This is a genomic window from Allobacillus saliphilus, from assembly GCF_018138385.1.
Taxonomy (GTDB): domain Bacteria; phylum Bacillota; class Bacilli; order Bacillales; family Alkalibacillaceae; genus Allobacillus; species Allobacillus saliphilus.
On sequence record NZ_JAGSIE010000010.1, the window covers coordinates 1 to 17,489 of the forward strand.

Annotated in this window: 17 protein-coding genes; 2 read left to right on the forward strand and 15 right to left on the reverse strand. The window is 38.9% G+C overall.

The features are described from left to right. Positions 1-113: 113 nt before the first annotated feature. The 5 genes from KC820_RS04075 to rpsU form a co-directional block, all read right to left on the reverse strand. A complete protein-coding gene (locus KC820_RS04075; protein WP_212368379.1) occupies positions 114-593 on the reverse strand; it encodes a hypothetical protein in 480 nt (159 codons plus the stop codon). 31 nt (positions 594-624) lie between these two features. Beyond that, positions 625-1,623: a flotillin-like protein FloA gene (floA, locus tag KC820_RS04080; protein WP_144087506.1), complete on the reverse strand. Its 999-nt coding sequence runs from the start codon at positions 1,621-1,623 to the stop codon at positions 625-627. Positions 1,624-1,644: 21 nt separating this feature from the next. Further along, positions 1,645-2,976, reverse strand: a complete 1,332-nt coding sequence (locus tag KC820_RS04085) for an NfeD family protein (RefSeq protein WP_212368381.1) — start codon at positions 2,974-2,976, stop codon at positions 1,645-1,647. Between the two features lie 257 nt (positions 2,977-3,233). After that, positions 3,234-3,677, reverse strand: coding sequence for a GatB/YqeY domain-containing protein (locus KC820_RS04090; protein ID WP_144087508.1), 444 nt, complete (start codon positions 3,675-3,677; stop codon positions 3,234-3,236). Between the two features lie 18 nt (positions 3,678-3,695). Next, on the reverse strand, positions 3,696-3,875 hold the full coding sequence (gene rpsU, locus KC820_RS04095) for a 30S ribosomal protein S21 (RefSeq protein ID WP_144087509.1): 180 nt from the start codon (positions 3,873-3,875) through the stop codon (positions 3,696-3,698). A 162-nt stretch (positions 3,876-4,037) separates the two neighbouring features. Here rpsU and KC820_RS04100 point away from each other — a divergent pair, with 162 nt between their 5' ends. Together KC820_RS04100 and KC820_RS04105 are read left to right on the forward strand one after the other, a co-directional pair. Then, complete coding sequence (locus tag KC820_RS04100; protein ID WP_212368383.1) at positions 4,038-5,015, forward strand: Na/Pi symporter; 978 nt, start codon at positions 4,038-4,040, stop codon at positions 5,013-5,015. Positions 5,016-5,064: 49 nt separating this feature from the next. Continuing rightward, positions 5,065-5,355 (forward strand): hypothetical protein, encoded by a 291-nt coding sequence (locus tag KC820_RS04105; RefSeq protein ID WP_212368385.1) that lies wholly within the window; start codon positions 5,065-5,067, stop codon positions 5,353-5,355. 100 nt (positions 5,356-5,455) lie between these two features. On the opposite strand, the gene deoC is transcribed toward KC820_RS04105, so the two are convergent. From deoC to lepA, 10 genes are all read right to left on the reverse strand, one after another. Beyond that, positions 5,456-6,127: a deoxyribose-phosphate aldolase gene (gene deoC, locus KC820_RS04110; protein ID WP_212368387.1), complete on the reverse strand. Its 672-nt coding sequence runs from the start codon at positions 6,125-6,127 to the stop codon at positions 5,456-5,458. A gap of 15 nt (positions 6,128-6,142) precedes the next feature. Beyond that, positions 6,143-7,498, reverse strand: coding sequence for a tRNA (N(6)-L-threonylcarbamoyladenosine(37)-C(2))-methylthiotransferase MtaB (gene mtaB, locus KC820_RS04115; protein WP_212368389.1), 1,356 nt, complete (start codon positions 7,496-7,498; stop codon positions 6,143-6,145). Positions 7,499-7,502: 4 nt separating this feature from the next. Next, a complete protein-coding gene (locus KC820_RS04120) occupies positions 7,503-8,252 on the reverse strand; it encodes a 16S rRNA (uracil(1498)-N(3))-methyltransferase (protein ID WP_212368392.1) in 750 nt (249 codons plus the stop codon). Between the two features lies 1 nt (position 8,253). Next, positions 8,254-9,213, reverse strand: a complete 960-nt coding sequence (gene prmA, locus KC820_RS04125; RefSeq protein WP_212368395.1) for a 50S ribosomal protein L11 methyltransferase — start codon at positions 9,211-9,213, stop codon at positions 8,254-8,256. A 32-nt stretch (positions 9,214-9,245) separates the two neighbouring features. After that, positions 9,246-10,379, reverse strand: a complete 1,134-nt coding sequence (gene dnaJ / locus KC820_RS04130; RefSeq protein WP_212368398.1) for a molecular chaperone DnaJ — start codon at positions 10,377-10,379, stop codon at positions 9,246-9,248. Positions 10,380-10,622: 243 nt separating this feature from the next. Then, a complete protein-coding gene (gene dnaK / locus KC820_RS04135; protein ID WP_212368401.1) occupies positions 10,623-12,446 on the reverse strand; it encodes a molecular chaperone DnaK in 1,824 nt (607 codons plus the stop codon). Positions 12,447-12,486: 40 nt separating this feature from the next. Continuing rightward, positions 12,487-13,101, reverse strand: coding sequence for a nucleotide exchange factor GrpE (gene grpE / locus KC820_RS04140; RefSeq protein ID WP_377862682.1), 615 nt, complete (start codon positions 13,099-13,101; stop codon positions 12,487-12,489). An 88-nt stretch (positions 13,102-13,189) separates the two neighbouring features. Continuing rightward, positions 13,190-14,221, reverse strand: a complete 1,032-nt coding sequence (gene hrcA / locus KC820_RS04145) for a heat-inducible transcriptional repressor HrcA (RefSeq protein WP_212368404.1) — start codon at positions 14,219-14,221, stop codon at positions 13,190-13,192. A gap of 69 nt (positions 14,222-14,290) precedes the next feature. Beyond that, entirely contained in the window at positions 14,291-15,451 is a 1,161-nt protein-coding gene (gene hemW, locus KC820_RS04150; RefSeq protein ID WP_212368407.1) for a radical SAM family heme chaperone HemW, read from the reverse strand. Between the two features lie 199 nt (positions 15,452-15,650). Next, a complete protein-coding gene (gene lepA, locus KC820_RS04155; RefSeq protein ID WP_212368409.1) occupies positions 15,651-17,465 on the reverse strand; it encodes a translation elongation factor 4 in 1,815 nt (604 codons plus the stop codon). Between the last annotated feature and the right edge of the window lie 24 nt (positions 17,466-17,489).

Below are 17,489 nucleotides of genomic sequence, written 5' to 3' on the forward strand. Positions count from 1 at the left end.
CTATGTGCTTACCGCTACCAGGTCACACTCGGGACTTTCACCCGTTAGAATTCACCCATGCCGGGCAAACAAAAAACCCATCTATTCCTTATTGAATAGATGGGTCGAAACAATTATGCTTGTCGTTTTCGACGAGTCGATTTAGGTTGATCAAGTACTTCACTCATAATCAAGCTTTCAACCAGTCTTTTTTTATTTAAGTTTTCTTTTACTGAAATACGCGTCGTGGAACGATGATCGCTTGGGACAATAGATCCTGCTTTAATTTTATCACTTGTCACCATACGCTCAGCTGTATCTTCGAGCGATTCCTCTCTTCTTTTCTGCGAATCCTCTAACGCTTGATACCATTCATTTGACGAATCCGATTGGACGTCAGAAATAGTCGTTTCCACTTCCTGCTTAAATGTTTCAAAACGTTCTTTAATCGTTTGCTTTTCGCTTGTTTCTTGTTTTGAAGTTGGGTTATCTCGTGTTGGCCGTTCATCGTGGTCTTTTTTATCATCTTCATTTTTAAAGAATCCAAATAACCCAGCCAACAGTGCCATAATTATGAAAATATTACTGAATATCGCATCTAAAATTCCTTCCAAAAGGATTCACACTCCTTTGGCGAGCAGATTATTATTTCGAGTCATTATCATGATTTTGATCATCTTTACTGATCTTGCTAATCATATCTCGCATATCCGTATCGGCCATTACGTTTTTATAGTTGACGTAATCCATGACACCCATATTCCCGCTACGAAGTGCTTCAGAAAGTGCTTGCGGAACAAGTGCTTCCGCTTCAACCACTTGTGCTTGCATTTCTTGAACTTTGGCAATGTTCTCTTGTTCTTGAGCAACTGCCATCGCACGTCTTTCTTCTGCTTTCGCTTGCGCGATGTTTTTATCCGCTTCCGCTTGATCTGTTTGTAACATCGCACCAATGTTTTTACCGATATCAACATCTGCAATATCAATGGATAAGATTTCAAATGCTGTTCCAGCATCTAACCCTTTACCTAAAACATTTTTAGAAATTCTGTCTGGATTTTCTAATACTTTACCATGACTTTCTGAAGAACCGATTGTACTAACGACACCTTCACCGACACGTGCGATAACCGTATCTTCACCGGCACCACCGACAAGGCGGTCGATGTTAGCACGTACTGTAATTCGAGCTTTTGCTTTTACTTCAATACCATCCATTGCAACACCTGCGATAAACGGTGTTTCAATAACTTTCGGGTTAACACTCATTTGTACAGCTTCTAAAACGTCACGACCAGCCAAGTCGATGGCTGCACAACGCTCAAAACTTAATTCAATGTTAGCACGTTGAGCCGCAATCAAAGCATTGACGACACGGTCAACGTTACCCCCGGCTAAATAGTGACTCTCTAGCTGGTTAGTATTTACATCAAGTCCTGCTTTGTGAGATTTAATCAATGGATTAATGACCATCTTAGGAACAACTCGACGTAAGCGCATACCGATTAATGTAAAGATACTGATTCTAACACCTGCAGCTAATGCACTAATCCAGAGTGTTACTGGAACAAACGTGAACAAAATCGCCACAGCGATAATGATTAGTGCTACGAGCAATAAAGGCCATAATTCTTGAAATTCCATATTAAAATTCCTCCTATAAAATTAATCTTCTTTTTTTACTTCTCTAACAACTAAACGCGAACCTTCAACTTTGACAATTTTAATGATTGAACCTTGTGCAATAAAAGAACCTTCTGAAACGACATCGAGTCGTTCTTCATCAAACACAGCTGTCCCTGATGGACGTAAATAAGTTAGGGCTGTTCCTTCCTTCCCTATTAACTCCATACGGTTTACATTTGAAATGTAACCCTTTTCCGTGGACGTTTGGTCTTTTAACACAATATGACGAAAGATTCCTTTATCGGTATCAATCTTTTTAAATAGAATGATTGCCAAAATCATTGCAACCAATAAAGCAATCCCGATACTGAAAGCCATATGACCCATGTCGGCTCCTGAAGTCAGCATGGCACCGAGAATCGCTCCTCCACCGACAATTCCAAGAATACCACTCGGTAAAAATATTTCCAATACAATTAAAACAATACCTGCAAGCATGAGCACTAAAGATTCATATCCAGCTAATCCCGCTACAAGGTGCCCGTAAAAGAAAAGAAATAGAGCAGCAACGCCCATTCCGCCAGCAACACCAAAACCTGGTGAATATAGCTCGACAATCAAGCCGATACTTGCAATTGATAATAGGATTGGGACGACAACCGGATTCGTAATGAATCTTGCTAAGTTCTCAGAAAAAGTTGGATTGGTCTCTGTGACAGTTGGATTGGTGATTTCCATTTTTTCAAATAGCTCTTGGCGGTCAGATGCAATGCCTTCTGCATATTCCACTTCGAGAGCTTCCTGTGCACGCAATGTCAGAAATTCACCTTCTCCAGCACGATATTCAGGTAAATCGATACTTGGATCCGCCATGGCTTGCGCATACAATGGGTCCCTTCCATTTTTCTCGGCTGCAGACGTCATCGCTGCAATCCATGCTGATTGTGCTTTCTTGCTTGCTGCATTTCCATCCCCAGTAATGACGCCAGAGGCTCCCATTGTTGCTCCAGGTTTAAAATAGATTTCATCTGCTTGCAAAGCTATGTATGAACCTGCTGACAAGGCTTCATTAACAATGTAAGCTGCGGTTGGTATGTCTGTACTTGATATCAATGTTGCAATATCTCCTGCTGAATCTACTCTTCCACCGGGTGAGTTAATCTCAAAAACGATTTGATCGGCAAACTCTTCCTCTGCCTCTTTGATACTACGATCGAGAAAAGCAACCAATCCCCGTTCAACTTCATTTTCAACAGGAATTACATACACGGATGTAGATGCTTCCTGCTCATCATTTGCAAAAATTGATGCTTGGTTGATCCATAGGAATGACAAAGTGAATATGAAAACCGCCAAAAATTTTTTTCGCATTCATTTCACTCCCTTCTTCCAGACTTTTCAGACGGTTAATTACTATTCTACTATATATACGTCTAAGAACAATCAGAAGTTTCATGTTTTAAAAAAATGTAAAATTTATTAGGTTTGCTTGAACAGATCAGTTTCACCTGGTATGAAAACCAGAAGAATCTCGCTTTTCATATCAACTACCAAATTAAATTGTTCATCGAAAGCATAATGAAAAACCCAATTTGATGGAAAATCCCACCAAATTGGGTTTTATCTTTTTATTGTAAATGTTTCATTACGAATTGATTGACTTTTGAACCGTCAGCTTTGCCTTTAACTTTCGGCATCACTGCACTCATTACTTTCCCCATATCTTTTTTGGAAGTAGCTTGTTGTTCATCAATCGTTTCTTGGATGATTTTTTCTAATTCTTCATCAGATAACTGCTCTGGCATATAAGCTTGAATAATGGCCAACTCGCTTTCAATCTGTTCGGCCAAATCTTCACGGTTAGCTTTTCGGAATTCATGGAGGGAATCATTTCTTTGTTTTACTTCGCGACTTAAAACTTGTAACTCTTCTTCTTCAGTCAAGTCAGCCTGTTTTTTGATCGCTTCATTTTGCAAAGATGATTTAACCATTCGAATAACAGTCAATTTTTCTTTTTCTCTGTTTTTCATCGCTGTTTTCATATCAGCGTTTAATTGTTCAAGCAATGACATGAACGCTTACACCCTCTTTTATTTTTTACGCTTCCGTGCAGCCTCTGATTTTTTCTTACGTCTTACACTAGGCTTTTCATAATATTCACGCTTACGATACTCAGACAATGTACCGTTTTTTGAAACGGATCGTCTAAAGCGTCGAAGAGCATCCTCAATAGTCTCATTCTTTCTAACGCGAGTTGTATTATTAGACATGCTCAACCCTCCCTCCAGCTAAACCAAAAAAGTGAAACAATGCACACAGCTCGTGTACATCTTTGGTTATTATATTAAAAATTCTTCCCCAGGTCAATGAACTCTTTCTAAAACAGTCATGTATTCATCGAACAAGCATAAAATGTAACGGGGAGGAACGCTATGTATCTCATGATTTTGATGATTGCTACGTATATTGGAATATTTTTGTTTGGAATTTTGCTCATGCGCGTTGGTTTCGAAAATATCAGTATGCAGACGATAAAATCCGTCCGGCCTAATCCTTCGATCTACGCTGGCTTGCTAATGGGCTTTTTGCTGACACTTCTACTACAAAGTAGCTCTGTTTCAATTGCTTTATTAATTTCTTTTTACGCAGCATACCGACTGAGTATTCCGTTTGCTATTTGTTTCATCATTGGAGCTAATATTGGGACAACCTTAACTGCTCAGTTATTCATTTGGAATAATGAACATTTAATGATTGCTTGTTTATTGATCGGCTTCATATGTTTAGTTAGTCAGAAGCGTAACATATTTTTTATCGGTACTATTTTATTTGGCATGGGTGTTGTATTCAGTGCATTAGGGGGACTTGAGCAATTATCAAACCAAATTCCTAAAAATTCGTATATGGCTATCCAAAACGGACAAATTGACCATCCATTCATTCTGCTTTTATTCGGGGCTGCAATCACTTCCATTATTCAGTCTTCTACTGCTTTCACAGGAATTCTTATCAGTTTTTCAGGTGGCGGCTCGATTCCGTTACTGGATATCTACTACTTGCTACTCGGTGCCAATATAGGGACTTGCTTAACCGTCATACTCGTTGGTCTTAGCCACAAGCCGAAGCTTAGAATTATTGCGTATATTCACATTTGGATTAATGTAATTGGAAGTGTTGTATTTTTCTACCCGGGGATCGGACAAGTATTTGTAAACACGGTATCAGCTATTTCTGACCATCCAGGCCAACAAATTATATTATTAGCGTTCTTATACAATTTATCTGTTGGTTTGTTGATTTTCATTTTACACAAACCTTTTGCCCGTCTACTAGAAGAGCTTTATTTACGCCAAGCCAGTTGGTCAAACTCTGTTACCCAAAAGAATATAAAAAAACAAAGAGCCAGCTAGATTACTATTTGAATTAAGATTGATTTGCTTAATCTGTACGTGGACACTCATGATCAACTTAATGGGGGCACTGCAGCTGACTGTTGAAGAAGTTCGACTCACTGCTGATAAGTGGTTGCTAACTGTTGAAAAAGTGTGGCTGACTGCTGATAAAGGATTGCTAACTGTTGATAGAGCGCGGCTGACTGCTGATAAAGGATTGCTAACTGTTGAAAAAACGCGGCTGACTGCTGATAAAGGGTTGCTAACTGCTGAAAAAACGCGGCTGACTGTTGATAAAGGGGTGCTAACTGTTGAAAAAACGCGGCTGACTGCTGATAATTCGTTGCTCACAACTTAAATAAGCTCGAATTTTTTTAACAAACAACAAAACAATCAAAAGCCCGAACGATTTTAGATTCAAACCGTTCGAGCTTTTTGAGTTTTTTTATGCAATTCACTTAGTAACTAGATTGACCTTCTTGACCATTTACTATATCTACACCTGCAGATGCGCCTATTCGAGTCGCTCCTGCATCTAACATTGCATTGGCATCCTCTAGGTTACGAACACCACCAGATGCTTTGACACCCATTTCAGGGCCGACTGTCAGACGCATGAGACGGACATCATCAACAGTTGCTCCTCCACCAGCAAATCCAGTGGACGTTTTGACGAAATCAGCACCAGCTAATTTAGCTAGCTCGCATGCTTTCACTTTTTCATCCTGGTCTAATAAGACTGTTTCAATAATCACTTTGACAATCGCTCGACCTTTTACAGCTTCTACGATTTCTTTTATTTCCGTTTCAACTTCCTCAAAACGATGATCTTTTAGTGATCCGATATTAATAACCATATCTATTTCAGTTGCGCCATTTTCAACAGCTTGTTTTGCTTCAAATACTTTTGTTTCTAATGTTGTTGCACCTAATGGGAAACCGACCACTGTACAAACTTTGACATCGGAATCTTTCAATAGCTCATGACAATGTGCGACCCATGTAGGATTTACACAGACGGAAGCAAACTTATATTCTTTTGCCTCTTCACATATTTGATTGATTTGTTCTGCTTGAACTTCAGGCTTTAACAATGTGTGGTCAATCATTCCAGCGATATTTTGGTCCATTTACATCTACTCCTTTTATGAACTGATTACTTTGTTATACACTTCATCGTCTTCCATCACACGGACAAATTGTCCATTATTATAAGGATAACCTGCTTCTGTGATTTTTACTTTCACTACTTTTCCAATCATATCTGGAGAACACTCAAGCACAACTTTTAAATAGTTGTCTGAATAGCCTTCATACAAACCACTGTCTGGATCTTTTTTATATGGAACTTCTGGAATGACTTCTAACACTTCACCTTCAAAAAGAGAAGCATATTCTTTCGCTTGCTGGTCGGATAGCTCGATGAGTCGATGAACACGGTCATTTTTTGTTTCGTCATCGATTTGATCCTTCATTCGCGCTGCAGGTGTACCGGTTCTTTGAGAATATGGAAAGACGTGTAACTCTGAAAAGCCAATTTCCTGAATCGAACGATAGGTTTCCATAAATTCTTCTTCCGTTTCACCAGGGAAACCAACAATGACGTCTGAAGTAATCGCTAGACCAGGTAAGGCTTTTTTTACTTTTTGGACTCGGGTTAGATAGAACTCCATTGTGTATTTTCTTCGCATACGTTTTAAGACGGTGTCAGACCCTGATTGTAGTGGAATATGCAAGTGACGCACAATCTTCTTCGATTGATCAAGCACTTCAATCACCTCATCAGAAATCTGACTCGCTTCGATGGAGGAAATTCGAATCCGCTTTAAGCCGACGACTTTACTTTCTAAATCACGAAGCAAAGCAGCTAAATTATAGTCTTCTAAATCTTCTCCATATCCGCCTGTATGAATACCTGTTAGTACAATCTCTTGATATCCGGCATCAACAAGTTGTTGCGCTTGATTGATGACATCCTCTGGTGGACGGGAGCGCATTAAGCCCCTTGCCCAAGGAATAATGCAAAACGTACAGAAATTATTACATCCTTCTTGAATTTTTAAAGAAGCACGTGTACGGTCAGTGAATTCAGGTACATCCATCGCTTCAAAGACGCGATTTTTCATAATGTTTTTAACCGCATTAATCGGCTGTCTTTCTTCTTTATAAACTTCGATGTACTCGAGCATCTTCTTACGATCCTGCGTACCGACAACGATATCCACTCCGGGAATTTGCATAATTTCATCTGGAGAGGTTTGTGCATAACAACCTGTTACACAAATGACGGCTTCTGGGTTTTTACGTACTGCTCTACGAATGACTTGTCGGCTTTTTTTATCGCCTGTATTCGTTACCGTGCATGTATTGATGACGTAGACATCTGAATGCTGGTCAAAATCAACACGTTCATAATCATGCTCTTTAAAAAATTGCCAAATGGCTTCTGTTTCATAATGATTGACCTTACAACCTAAGGTGTGAAAAGCAACGGTCGTCACACGATCAACTCCATTCTTCAAAATAAAAAGACAAAGCAGCAAGTACATATAATGGCGCTGTCTCCGTCCGTAAAATACGTTTTCCAAGTCGAATCGAATACACATGATCATGATCAAAAAAAGCTAATTCTTTTTCAGAAAATCCACCTTCTGGACCAATAATCACTAGTATTTGATCATTTTTATTTATTTTACCAAGAACTTCTCGAAAAGTCGAAGAATGATCTGCTTGCTTAGCTTCTGTTTCATTCGCGATCAAACAGTAATCATATTGCTGAAGATCCAGCTCTCGTAAAGATATCAATGGTAGTATGTTCGGGATGATGGTTCGATGCGATTGCTCACTAGCTTCTTTCATAATCTTCTCTAAACGAGCTCGCTTCTTCGCTTCTTTTTTTCCATCCCATTTAACAATCGAACGATCCATTTGAACAGGTAGTAGCGCGTGCATGCCGAGCTCTGTGCCTTTTTGTGCAATTAACTCAAGCTTATCGCCTTTAGGCATGCCTTGCGCTACAGTGACCGTTATTGGCAACTCTTTCTGTTCATCTAATTCTTCCAGTAGCGTAATTGTAATTTCCTCTGCATGAATATGCTCGATTGCACCTATGTGAGTACTTTCATCTGGTTGGCAAATAATCACTTTGTCTCCAGGTTGGAAACGCATAACATTCACCATGTGGTGTCGATCATCACCTTGAATGGTAATGATATTTCCTTTTATGTCTTCTGAGGATACAAAGTATCTTTGCATATTATTTCAGACCCTTTTTCGTTGCGTTCGGTTTCTGTGCGACGATTGAAACCCAATCATCTAATTCTTTCGTCTCAATAACTTGAAAACCTTTTTCTGTTAAATCATTTAAGACTTCTTGTTTCTTTTTCTGGATGATTCCAGAAGTAATCAGGAGTCCATTTGGTTTTAACAAATGAAAAGCATCTTCAGTCAACTGAATGATAATCTCAGCTAAAATATTGGATACGATGACATCTGGTTCATATTGAACGTTTTTCAATAAATCATTCTTCTGTACGGTAATCAACTCATCTGTCTGATTTAATGTCGAGTTGTTTTGTGTACTTGTAACTGCTACCTCGTCCAGATCGAACGCATAAACGTGTGAAGCACCTAGCTTTGCTGCAGCTATACTGAGAATGCCTGAACCAGATCCGACATCGAGTACAAGATTGTTTGGTTTTAAGAAACGTTCCAATGCTTGCAAGCTTAAAACCGTTGTTGGATGTGTTCCTGTGCCAAATGCCATTCCAGGATCCAATTCAATAATCAATTCGTTCGACGATGGTTGATAATCCTCCCATGTCGGTTTGATTGTGATATGATCAGACACTTTAACCGGTTTATAGTATTTCTTCCATGCTGTTGACCAATCTTCCTCATGAACTTCCGAGATGGTCACTTCATTCCGCCCAATTGGTATATTAAAGTTTGGCAATTCACTGATCGACTGCTTGATGAAAGACACTTTTTCAGCCAGTGAATCATCTGTTGGTAAATAAGATTTTACATATACGCCATCATCGGGATAATTTGAAGCATCTAGCTCATAGATTGTACCGTATAAGGTAACATGATCTTTATATAAGTCTTGCGGATCGACAATCACAACACCACTTGCCCCAGCTTCTTGGAATATATGAGAAACAGCTTCAATTGCTTCATTTGTTGTGTGTATCTTAATCTCTGACCATGTCATCAATGAATCGCCAACTTTCTTTTACAACTTTATTAATCACCTTTAAAGGCTCTCTTCATTCGTTGAAACAAATTGTCATGATGTTCATCTAGCGTTTCGTCACTTTCCATTTCATGTAGTTCTCTAAGCAGTTCTTTTTGTCGATCATTTAATTGTTTTGGAACCATTACTTTCACTAGAATATGTTGATCGCCTTGACCATAACCGTGAACATTCGGTACACCTTTTCCTTTTAGACGGAAATGTGTGCCTGTTTGTGTTCCACTTGGTATTTTGAACTTAACTTTGCCATGAACTGTTGGAACTTCTACCTCATCACCAAGTGCAGCTTGCGCATAAGTGATTGGCATTTCACAAAGGATATCATCGCCATCGCGTTCAAAGAACTCATGGTTTTTGACTCGAATGACGACAAACAAGTCTCCCGGTGGTCCTCCGTTTTCGCCAGGATTTCCTTCCCCGCTAACTCGAATTTGCTGACCATCGTCAATTCCTGCTGGAATATTAATCTCTATTTTCTTTCTTTTGCGCACAGAACCTTTACCACCACAAGTTGAACATTTTTGCTCTACTTGTTTTCCTGTTCCGCTACAATAATGACAAGCTCGGCGGTTGACGACTCTGCCAAAAGGCGTATCCTGTGTTTCATTCAACTGACCTGTTCCTTGACAGTGTGGACAAGTGTTTACATTCGTTCCAGGCTTCGCACCGGAACCTTCACACGTATCACATGTTTCTTCTTTCGGTATATGAATAGCTGTTTCTTTTCCAAAGACAGCTTCTTCAAAATCAAGTTCCATCGTATATTGAAGGTCTTGACCTTTTTGAGGAGCGTTCGGATCTCTTGTACGTCCGCCACCTCCGAAGAACATATCGAAAATGTCCTCGAAGCCACCGAATCCTCCTGCTCCGAAGCCGCCAGCACCAGAGCCACCTTGGCCTCCTTGCGTACCCGCATGGCCAAACTGGTCATATTGTGCTCTCTTCTGTTCATTGCCAAGAACTTCATATGCTTCTTTTGCTTCTTTAAATTTATCAGCCGCATCCTCTTCTTTATTCACATCAGGATGGTACTTTCGCGCTAATTTTCGATAAGCCTTTTTAATTTCGTCCTTAGAGGCATCTTTAGAGACCCCCAAGATTTCATAATAATCTCTTTTACTCATGAGACCACTCTCCTGCATCGTATAACATAAAATTTATCATAACATTAGATGATTTCCTTCTGCAATGTAAAGTCGGTTTCGATGACCGATTTTAGCTTGGCTTATTATTTAAAACTTGGTTCATTCTAGTTTATCTGAAATACAGATGACAAACGTGTTGCTAGATATAGAGAAAATCACCTTAAAAAAAGCCAAAGCCAGTAAGTTGACTTTGACTTTTTTTAAACCTTTTACACATGAAGCTTATTTTTTCTCTTCATCGTCTTGAACTTCTTCATATTCAGCGTCTACAACGTTGTCATCTTGAGACTGTTCGCCGCCTTCTTGTTGAGCTTGCTGTGCTGCCTGCTCATACAATTTCACGCTGAGGTTCTGTACCTCTTGCTCTAGTGCTTCTTTTTTCTCTTTGATTGCATCTAGGTCTTCGCCTTCAAGAGCAGACTTCAATTCTTCTTTAAGCTCTTCAGCTTTCTTCTTCTCATCTTCTGAAACTTGTTCGCCTAGATCTTTAATCGTTTTATCCGTTGTGAATACGAGTTGATCAGCTTCGTTGCGTAGCTCTACTTCTTCACGACGTTTTTTATCTTCTTCAGCATTTTCTTCTGCTTCTTTTACCATACGTTCAACTTCATCATCGGATAGACCTGAAGAAGATTTGATTGTAATGGATTGTTCTTTGTTTGTGCCTAAATCTTTTGCACTTACGTTTACAATGCCGTTTGCATCGATATCAAAAGATACTTCAATTTGCGGAATACCACGTGGTGCTGGTGGAATATCCGTTAACTGGAAACGGCCAAGTGTCTTGTTGTATTGTGCCATTTCACGTTCACCTTGTAGGACGTGAATATCAACTGCTGTTTGATTATCAGCCGCAGTAGAGAATACTTGTTTTTCACTTGTTGGAATCGTTGTGTTACGTTCAATCAGCTTAGTGAATACTCCACCCATTGTTTCAATTCCAAGTGAAAGTGGTGTAACGTCCAATAGTACAACGTCTTTAACGTCTCCTTGAAGCACGCCACCTTGGATTGCTGCGCCTAGTGCAACAACTTCGTCTGGGTTAACGCCTTTTGAAGGCTCTTTTCCAATTTCTTTCTTAATCGCTTCTTGTACTGCTGGAATACGAGTGGAACCACCGACCAATAGTACTTTATCAATGTCTGAAGCTTTCATATCCGCATCATTTAATGCTTGGCGAGTTGGCTTCATTGTCCGCTCAACCAATCCAGCAGATAGTTCTTCAAACTTCGCACGGCTTAGTGTCATTTCTAGATGAAGTGGTCCTGCTTCTCCTGCTGTAATAAATGGTAGAGAAATTTGTGTTTGTGCTACACCAGAAAGATCTTTCTTCGCTTTCTCAGCAGCATCTTTCAAACGCTGAACTGCCATTTTATCTTGAGATAAATCAATGCCGTTTTCTTTTTTGAATTCTTGAACCATATGATCAATAATGACTTGGTCAAAATCATCTCCACCTAGACGATTGTCACCCGCAGTTGAAACAACTTCAAATGTTCCATCACCGATATCTAGAATAGATACGTCAAACGTACCACCACCAAGGTCATAAACCAAAACAGTTTGATCGTCATCTTGGTTAATTCCGTATGCCAATGCAGCAGCAGTTGGCTCGTTAATGATACGCTCTACTTCCAAGCCAGCAATCTTACCAGCATCTTTTGTTGCTTGTCTTTCAGCATCATTGAAATATGCAGGTACTGTGACGACTGCTTTTTCAACGGTTTCACCTAAATATTCTTCTGCATATGATTTTAAGTGCTGAAGTAAAATCGCAGAGACTTCTTGTGGGGTGTATTCTTTACCCTCTGCTTCTTCCTTGTGGTCTGTTCCCATATAACGTTTAATGGACTGAATGGTGTTAGGATTCGTGATCGCTTGACGTTTTGCGACTTCACCTACTTGACGCTCACCATTTTTAAAGGAAACTACAGATGGTGTTGTACGGTTTCCTTCAGGGTTTGCAATGATTGTAGCATCTCCGCCTTCCATTACGGCTACGGCAGAGTTTGTCGTTCCTAAGTCAATTCCGATAATTTTACTCATAAAAAAATCCTCCTTGCATACTGTTTGTTTTGGTTTATTTTTATTGGTTAACTTTAACCATCGCCGGTCGGATCACACGATCTTTTAACTGATATCCTTTTTGAAGCACTTCAATTACTTGGTTTGAATCATATCCATCTTCTTCAACTTGCATCACAGCTTGATGGATGGTAGGGTCAAATTCTTTTCCCTCTGCTTCAATTTCAGTAACACCGACTTTTTCCAAAGCCTGTTGGAGTTGTTGATAAACCATTTCAACTCCTTCAACAAATGAAGCAACATTCTCTTGATCAGCACCGGTTTGAAGTGCCCGTTCAAAGTTATCCAACACAGGGATGATTTCTGTAGCAAGCTCTTGGGATTTATATTTTAAATCCATCTCTTTTTCTTTTTTCATTCTTCTCTTGTAGTTATCAAAATCTGCTTGCAAACGAAGGAGACGGTCATTTAAATCAGCATTCTCATCCTTTAACTGGTTGAGTTCAGATTGATTTTCTTCCGAATTAGCATCTCGTGACTCTTCGGTTTCGTTTTCTACTTGATTTGTATCTTCATTTTTTTCATTTTCCTCTTTAATCACTTCATCGAAATGATCTTCTGGGTCTGTTACGATGTTATCTTTTTCAATGTTATTTTCATCGACCAATCCAGTCACCTCCTCATGTAACGCTTCCTAGATTTCCAATTGTTAAATATATCATCTATCAACTAAAAATCAACCAGTAAGGATTGACACTTAGTAATTAATTTTCGTCATACCACGACTTTAAGGATTGGCTCATTTGCTTACTCCATAACTGAAGCATGGCAACAGCTTTCGCATAATCCATTCGAGTTGGCCCAAGTAAAGCAATCGTACCCACTTGGTCTTCTCCAATTGTATAGGTAGACGTAATTAATGATAGGTCATTTAATGCCTCAATTTTATTTTCGCGTCCGATAAAAATATGGGTTCCTTCTTCTTTCGATTTTAAAAGAGGCGCAATTTGTTCTTCACTTTCCATCATGCTAAACAAAATTTTAATCTTTTCAATATCATTGAACTCTGGTTGATTCAGCATATTCCCTTTTCCGCTTACATATAAATTAGTCGGCAAGTCGATCAATAAGGCTTCCTCTAACAAATGATAGGCTTGTGAAAAATCGGACGTATATTGTTTGATTAACCCTCTAACTTCTTTTTTAATCATCCGATCCAAATAGACTAACGGTACTCCGACAAGCTTTTCATTTAAAATATTGACCGTTTTTTCAAGGTCAGATTGGTCTAATCCTTGAGGAATAACAAAGGAACGGTGTTCAACATGACCCGTATCCGTCACAAGGATTGCAATCGCTGAATGCTGATTTAGAGGAACGATTTGTACTTGCTTTAACTTGGTTTCGAAAATTTCTGGACCAAGAACCAATGTCATGTACTGCGTCAATTCAGATAGAATGTTAGCGGAGTTTTCCATCACTCGTTCCAATTCAATCATCTTATGGCTAAAGTACTTATTAATCCGCTTGATTTCATCTTTCGTCAATTTCAACGGATCCATTAGATGGTCTACATAGAAACGGTAACCCTTTTCCGATGGCATTCTTCCTGAAGATGAATGGGTTTTTTGCAAGAAACCCAACTCCTCTAAATCAGCCATTTCATTGCGGATTGTTGCTGGACTAAACCCTACTTGCTCCTTTTTAGCTATATTTCTGGAGCCAATCGGTTGTGCAGTATCAACAAACTCATCCACGATGACTTTCAATATTAACAATTGGCGATCTGTAAGCATTTAACTCACCTCTGTTAGCACTCTTTTCATTCGAGTGCTAATGCTATTATTAAATTATCAAAAACCATTTTACCTGTCAATAAGAGTGATTTGATTTTCATCCAATAAGAACGAGGAGAATACTTCATTACCGAACATTAATCCTTGTCGAGTCATACGAATGGTATCTTTATCATAATAAATCCACTCTTTTTGACTTAATCGCTCTATCTCTTTACGATAAATATCGAATAAGGAAATGCTATACTTAAGTTGAAACAGCGTATCAGAAACGCCGCTTCTTCTTCGCAATCCGAGAAACATTTCTTCTTCAATCTTTTCTCTTTTCGTAATGTCATCGACATGCAAAATTGGCTTTTTTCCATCGTTAATTGCTTTAATATAATGATTTACCGGCCGGTAATTGACATATCGTTCATCGTTTAAATAGCCATGTGCTCCAGACCCAAATGCGTAGTAGGTTGCATTGCTCCAATAGGTCAAATTATGTTGGCTTTCAAAGCCTTTCTTTGCATAATTACTAATTTCATAATGATTTAAACCGTTGTTTTCCATCATGTCCATCAATGTAATCAACATATCTGCTTCTGTTTCTTCTGGTGGTTTATTCAATTTTCCTTGTTGATGTCGCATGTGGAATACAGTACGTGGTTCAATTTGCAATGCGTAAGATGAATAATGAGGCAAATCATAGGATATTGCCTGGGTTAATGTTTGTTTAAAATGATCCAACGTTTGATCTGGAAGCGCATAAATAAAATCCATGCTAATATTCGTCAAATCATGATGCTGTAATAAATGAACAGCCTGATTAACTTCCTCAACGGTATGAAGCCTGTTCATTTGTTTCAGATACTCATCATCCAACACTTGCACTCCAAGCGAAACGCGGTTGACACCGAATTCTTTCATAACTTTCACATGTTCTTCTGTAAACTCGCCTGGATTTGCCTCAATTGTAAACTCCTCAACTTTATCAACGTTAAAATAGGTTAATATCGATTTCATTAGTGTTGTCAATTGCTTTGGATTTAAACTCGTCGGGGTACCTCCACCGATATAAATTGTACGTACCGTTTTTTGTTGTTTTCCTATATATAACTCCATTTCCTTATCTAAAGCTTTCAAGTAATCATCTGCCAATGATTGATTATAGTACATTTTTGCAAAATCACAGTAATGGCAAATTTCATGGCAAAAAGGAATATGAATATATGCTGCGTTTGTCATCGGTAACCTTCTTTCTTCGAGACAGTATGTTAAATCTATTGCAGATTTTCCATCCGCTACCGGTGGACGCTTTTACCCGCAGGAGTCGCCACCTTCGCTTCTCACAATTCAACATTGATATTCATTTTAAATTGATAATCTCAACATCGAATTTTAACAGTTCAATAAACAAAGAAAAGGGCGACCGAATTGGCCTGCCCTAGTCGTCGTCATCCATTTCAAGTACGGACATAAATGCCTCTTGTGGGATTTCGACTTTTCCAACCATTTTCATTCGTTTCTTACCTTCTTTTTGCTTCTCCAATAATTTTCTCTTTCTCGATATATCTCCACCGTAACATTTCGATAAAACGTTTTTACGCATGGCTTTAATTGTTGTCCGAGCAATAATTTTATTTCCGATTGCTGCTTGAACCGGTACTTCAAATTGTTGCCTTGGAATAATCTTTTTCAACTTTTCAGCAATATGCTTTCCTCGATGAAATGCAAAGTCCCTATGAACAATGAAAGATAGAGCATCGACAGATTCACCGTTTAATAAAATGTCCATTTTAACCAAATTCGAAACTTGATAGCCCTTAAAGTCATAATCAAATGAAGCGTATCCCTTCGTTTGTGACTTTAATTGGTCAAAGAAATCATAGACGATTTCTGACAAAGGAATTTCGTACGTAATATTTACACGGTTTTCATCTAAATATTGCATATCCTTGAATTGACCACGTTTTTTCTGACAAATTTCCATTACCGCACCGACAAAATCATTTGGAACCATAATGGTCGCTTCAACATAAGGCTCTTTAATTTCTGATACTTCCTGTGGATCTGGTAGCATAGATGGATTATCAACATGGATAATTTCACCATCATTTAATTGAACTTCATAAATAACACTTGGTGCTGTCGTAATCAAGTCAATGTTGAATTCTCTTTCAATTCTTTCTTGAATAATTTCCATGTGTAAAAGTCCAAGAAATCCACAACGGAATCCAAAACCGAGCGCTTGCGAAGTTTCCGCTTCATATTGTAAAGACGAGTCATTAAGCTCTAAGCGTTCTAGCGCCTCGCGTAAGTCATTGTATTTATCCGCATCTACTGGATACAAACCACAAAAAACCATTGGATTCATTTTTTTGTAACCAGGTAATGGTTCGGACGCTGGGTTGTTCGCTAATGTAATCGTATCCCCAACCCGAGAATCTCCTACGTCTTTAATTGATGCTGTTAAGAATCCAACGTCACCAACAGTAAGCTCTTCTTTCTCGACAGGACTTGGTGTGAAAACTCCTAGCCCGTTTACTTCGAATGTTTTACCAGTCTGCATCATTTGGATTTTATCGCCTTTTTTTAGGCTGCCTTCTTTTATACAAATATAAGCAATGACACCGCGGTAAGAATCATACAAAGAATCAAAAATCAAAGCTTTTGTTGGCTCTTCTTCATCTCCAGCCGGAGCAGGTATATCTGTCACAATACGTTCTAAAATTTCATCTATACCTTTTCCTGCTTTTGCAGAAGCCAAGATAGCATCATCCGCGGGTATCCCGATGACATCTTCTATCTCTTGTTTCACACGTTCTGGGTCTGCACTTGGTAAGTCAACTTTATTAATAACTGGAATGATTTCCAAATCGTTATCCAAAGCTAAATAAACGTTTGCAAGTGTTTGGGCTTCAATACCTTGCGCTGCGTCAACGACTAGGATCGCCCCTTCACAAGCTGCCAGACTACGTGATACTTCATATGTAAAGTCGACGTGTCCAGGCGTATCGATCAAATGAAATAAATAATCTTCACCATCTTGATCCGTATATCCTAATTGTACGGCATTCAATTTGATGGTTATTCCACGTTCTCTCTCCAAATCCATGGCATCAAGAAATTGTTCTTTCATTTCTCTTTGGGTCAACGCATTCGTTCTTTCTAATATGCGATCGGCTAGAGTAGATTTACCGTGATCGATATGGGCAATAATTGAAAAATTTCGTACGTTTCTTTTCTTTCTCTCTGTCAAACTGCATCACTCCTGTAATTCGCG

Excerpts from the sequence above, each read along its gene's own strand:
- floA (WP_144087506.1), bottom strand. The coding sequence starts at position 1,623 with ATGGAATTTCAAGAATTATGGCCTTTATTGCTCGTAGCACTAATCATT.
- KC820_RS04085 (WP_212368381.1), bottom strand. The coding sequence starts at position 2,976 with ATGCGAAAAAAATTTTTGGCGGTTTTCATATTCACTTTGTCATTCCTA.
- KC820_RS04090 (WP_144087508.1), bottom strand. The coding sequence starts at position 3,677 with ATGTCATTGCTTGAACAATTAAACGCTGATATGAAAACAGCGATGAAA.
- rpsU (WP_144087509.1), bottom strand. The coding sequence starts at position 3,875 with ATGTCTAATAATACAACTCGCGTTAGAAAGAATGAGACTATTGAGGAT.
- KC820_RS04100 (WP_212368383.1), top strand. The coding sequence starts at position 4,038 with ATGTATCTCATGATTTTGATGATTGCTACGTATATTGGAATATTTTTG.
- KC820_RS04105 (WP_212368385.1), top strand. The coding sequence starts at position 5,065 with ATGATCAACTTAATGGGGGCACTGCAGCTGACTGTTGAAGAAGTTCGA.
- deoC (WP_212368387.1), bottom strand. The coding sequence starts at position 6,127 with ATGGACCAAAATATCGCTGGAATGATTGACCACACATTGTTAAAGCCT.
- KC820_RS04120 (WP_212368392.1), bottom strand. The coding sequence starts at position 8,252 with ATGCAAAGATACTTTGTATCCTCAGAAGACATAAAAGGAAATATCATT.
- prmA (WP_212368395.1), bottom strand. The coding sequence starts at position 9,213 with ATGACATGGTCAGAGATTAAGATACACACAACAAATGAAGCAATTGAA.
- dnaJ (WP_212368398.1), bottom strand. The coding sequence starts at position 10,379 with ATGAGTAAAAGAGATTATTATGAAATCTTGGGGGTCTCTAAAGATGCC.
- dnaK (WP_212368401.1), bottom strand. The coding sequence starts at position 12,446 with ATGAGTAAAATTATCGGAATTGACTTAGGAACGACAAACTCTGCCGTA.
- hrcA (WP_212368404.1), bottom strand. The coding sequence starts at position 14,221 with ATGCTTACAGATCGCCAATTGTTAATATTGAAAGTCATCGTGGATGAG.
- hemW (WP_212368407.1), bottom strand. The coding sequence starts at position 15,451 with ATGACAAACGCAGCATATATTCATATTCCTTTTTGCCATGAAATTTGC.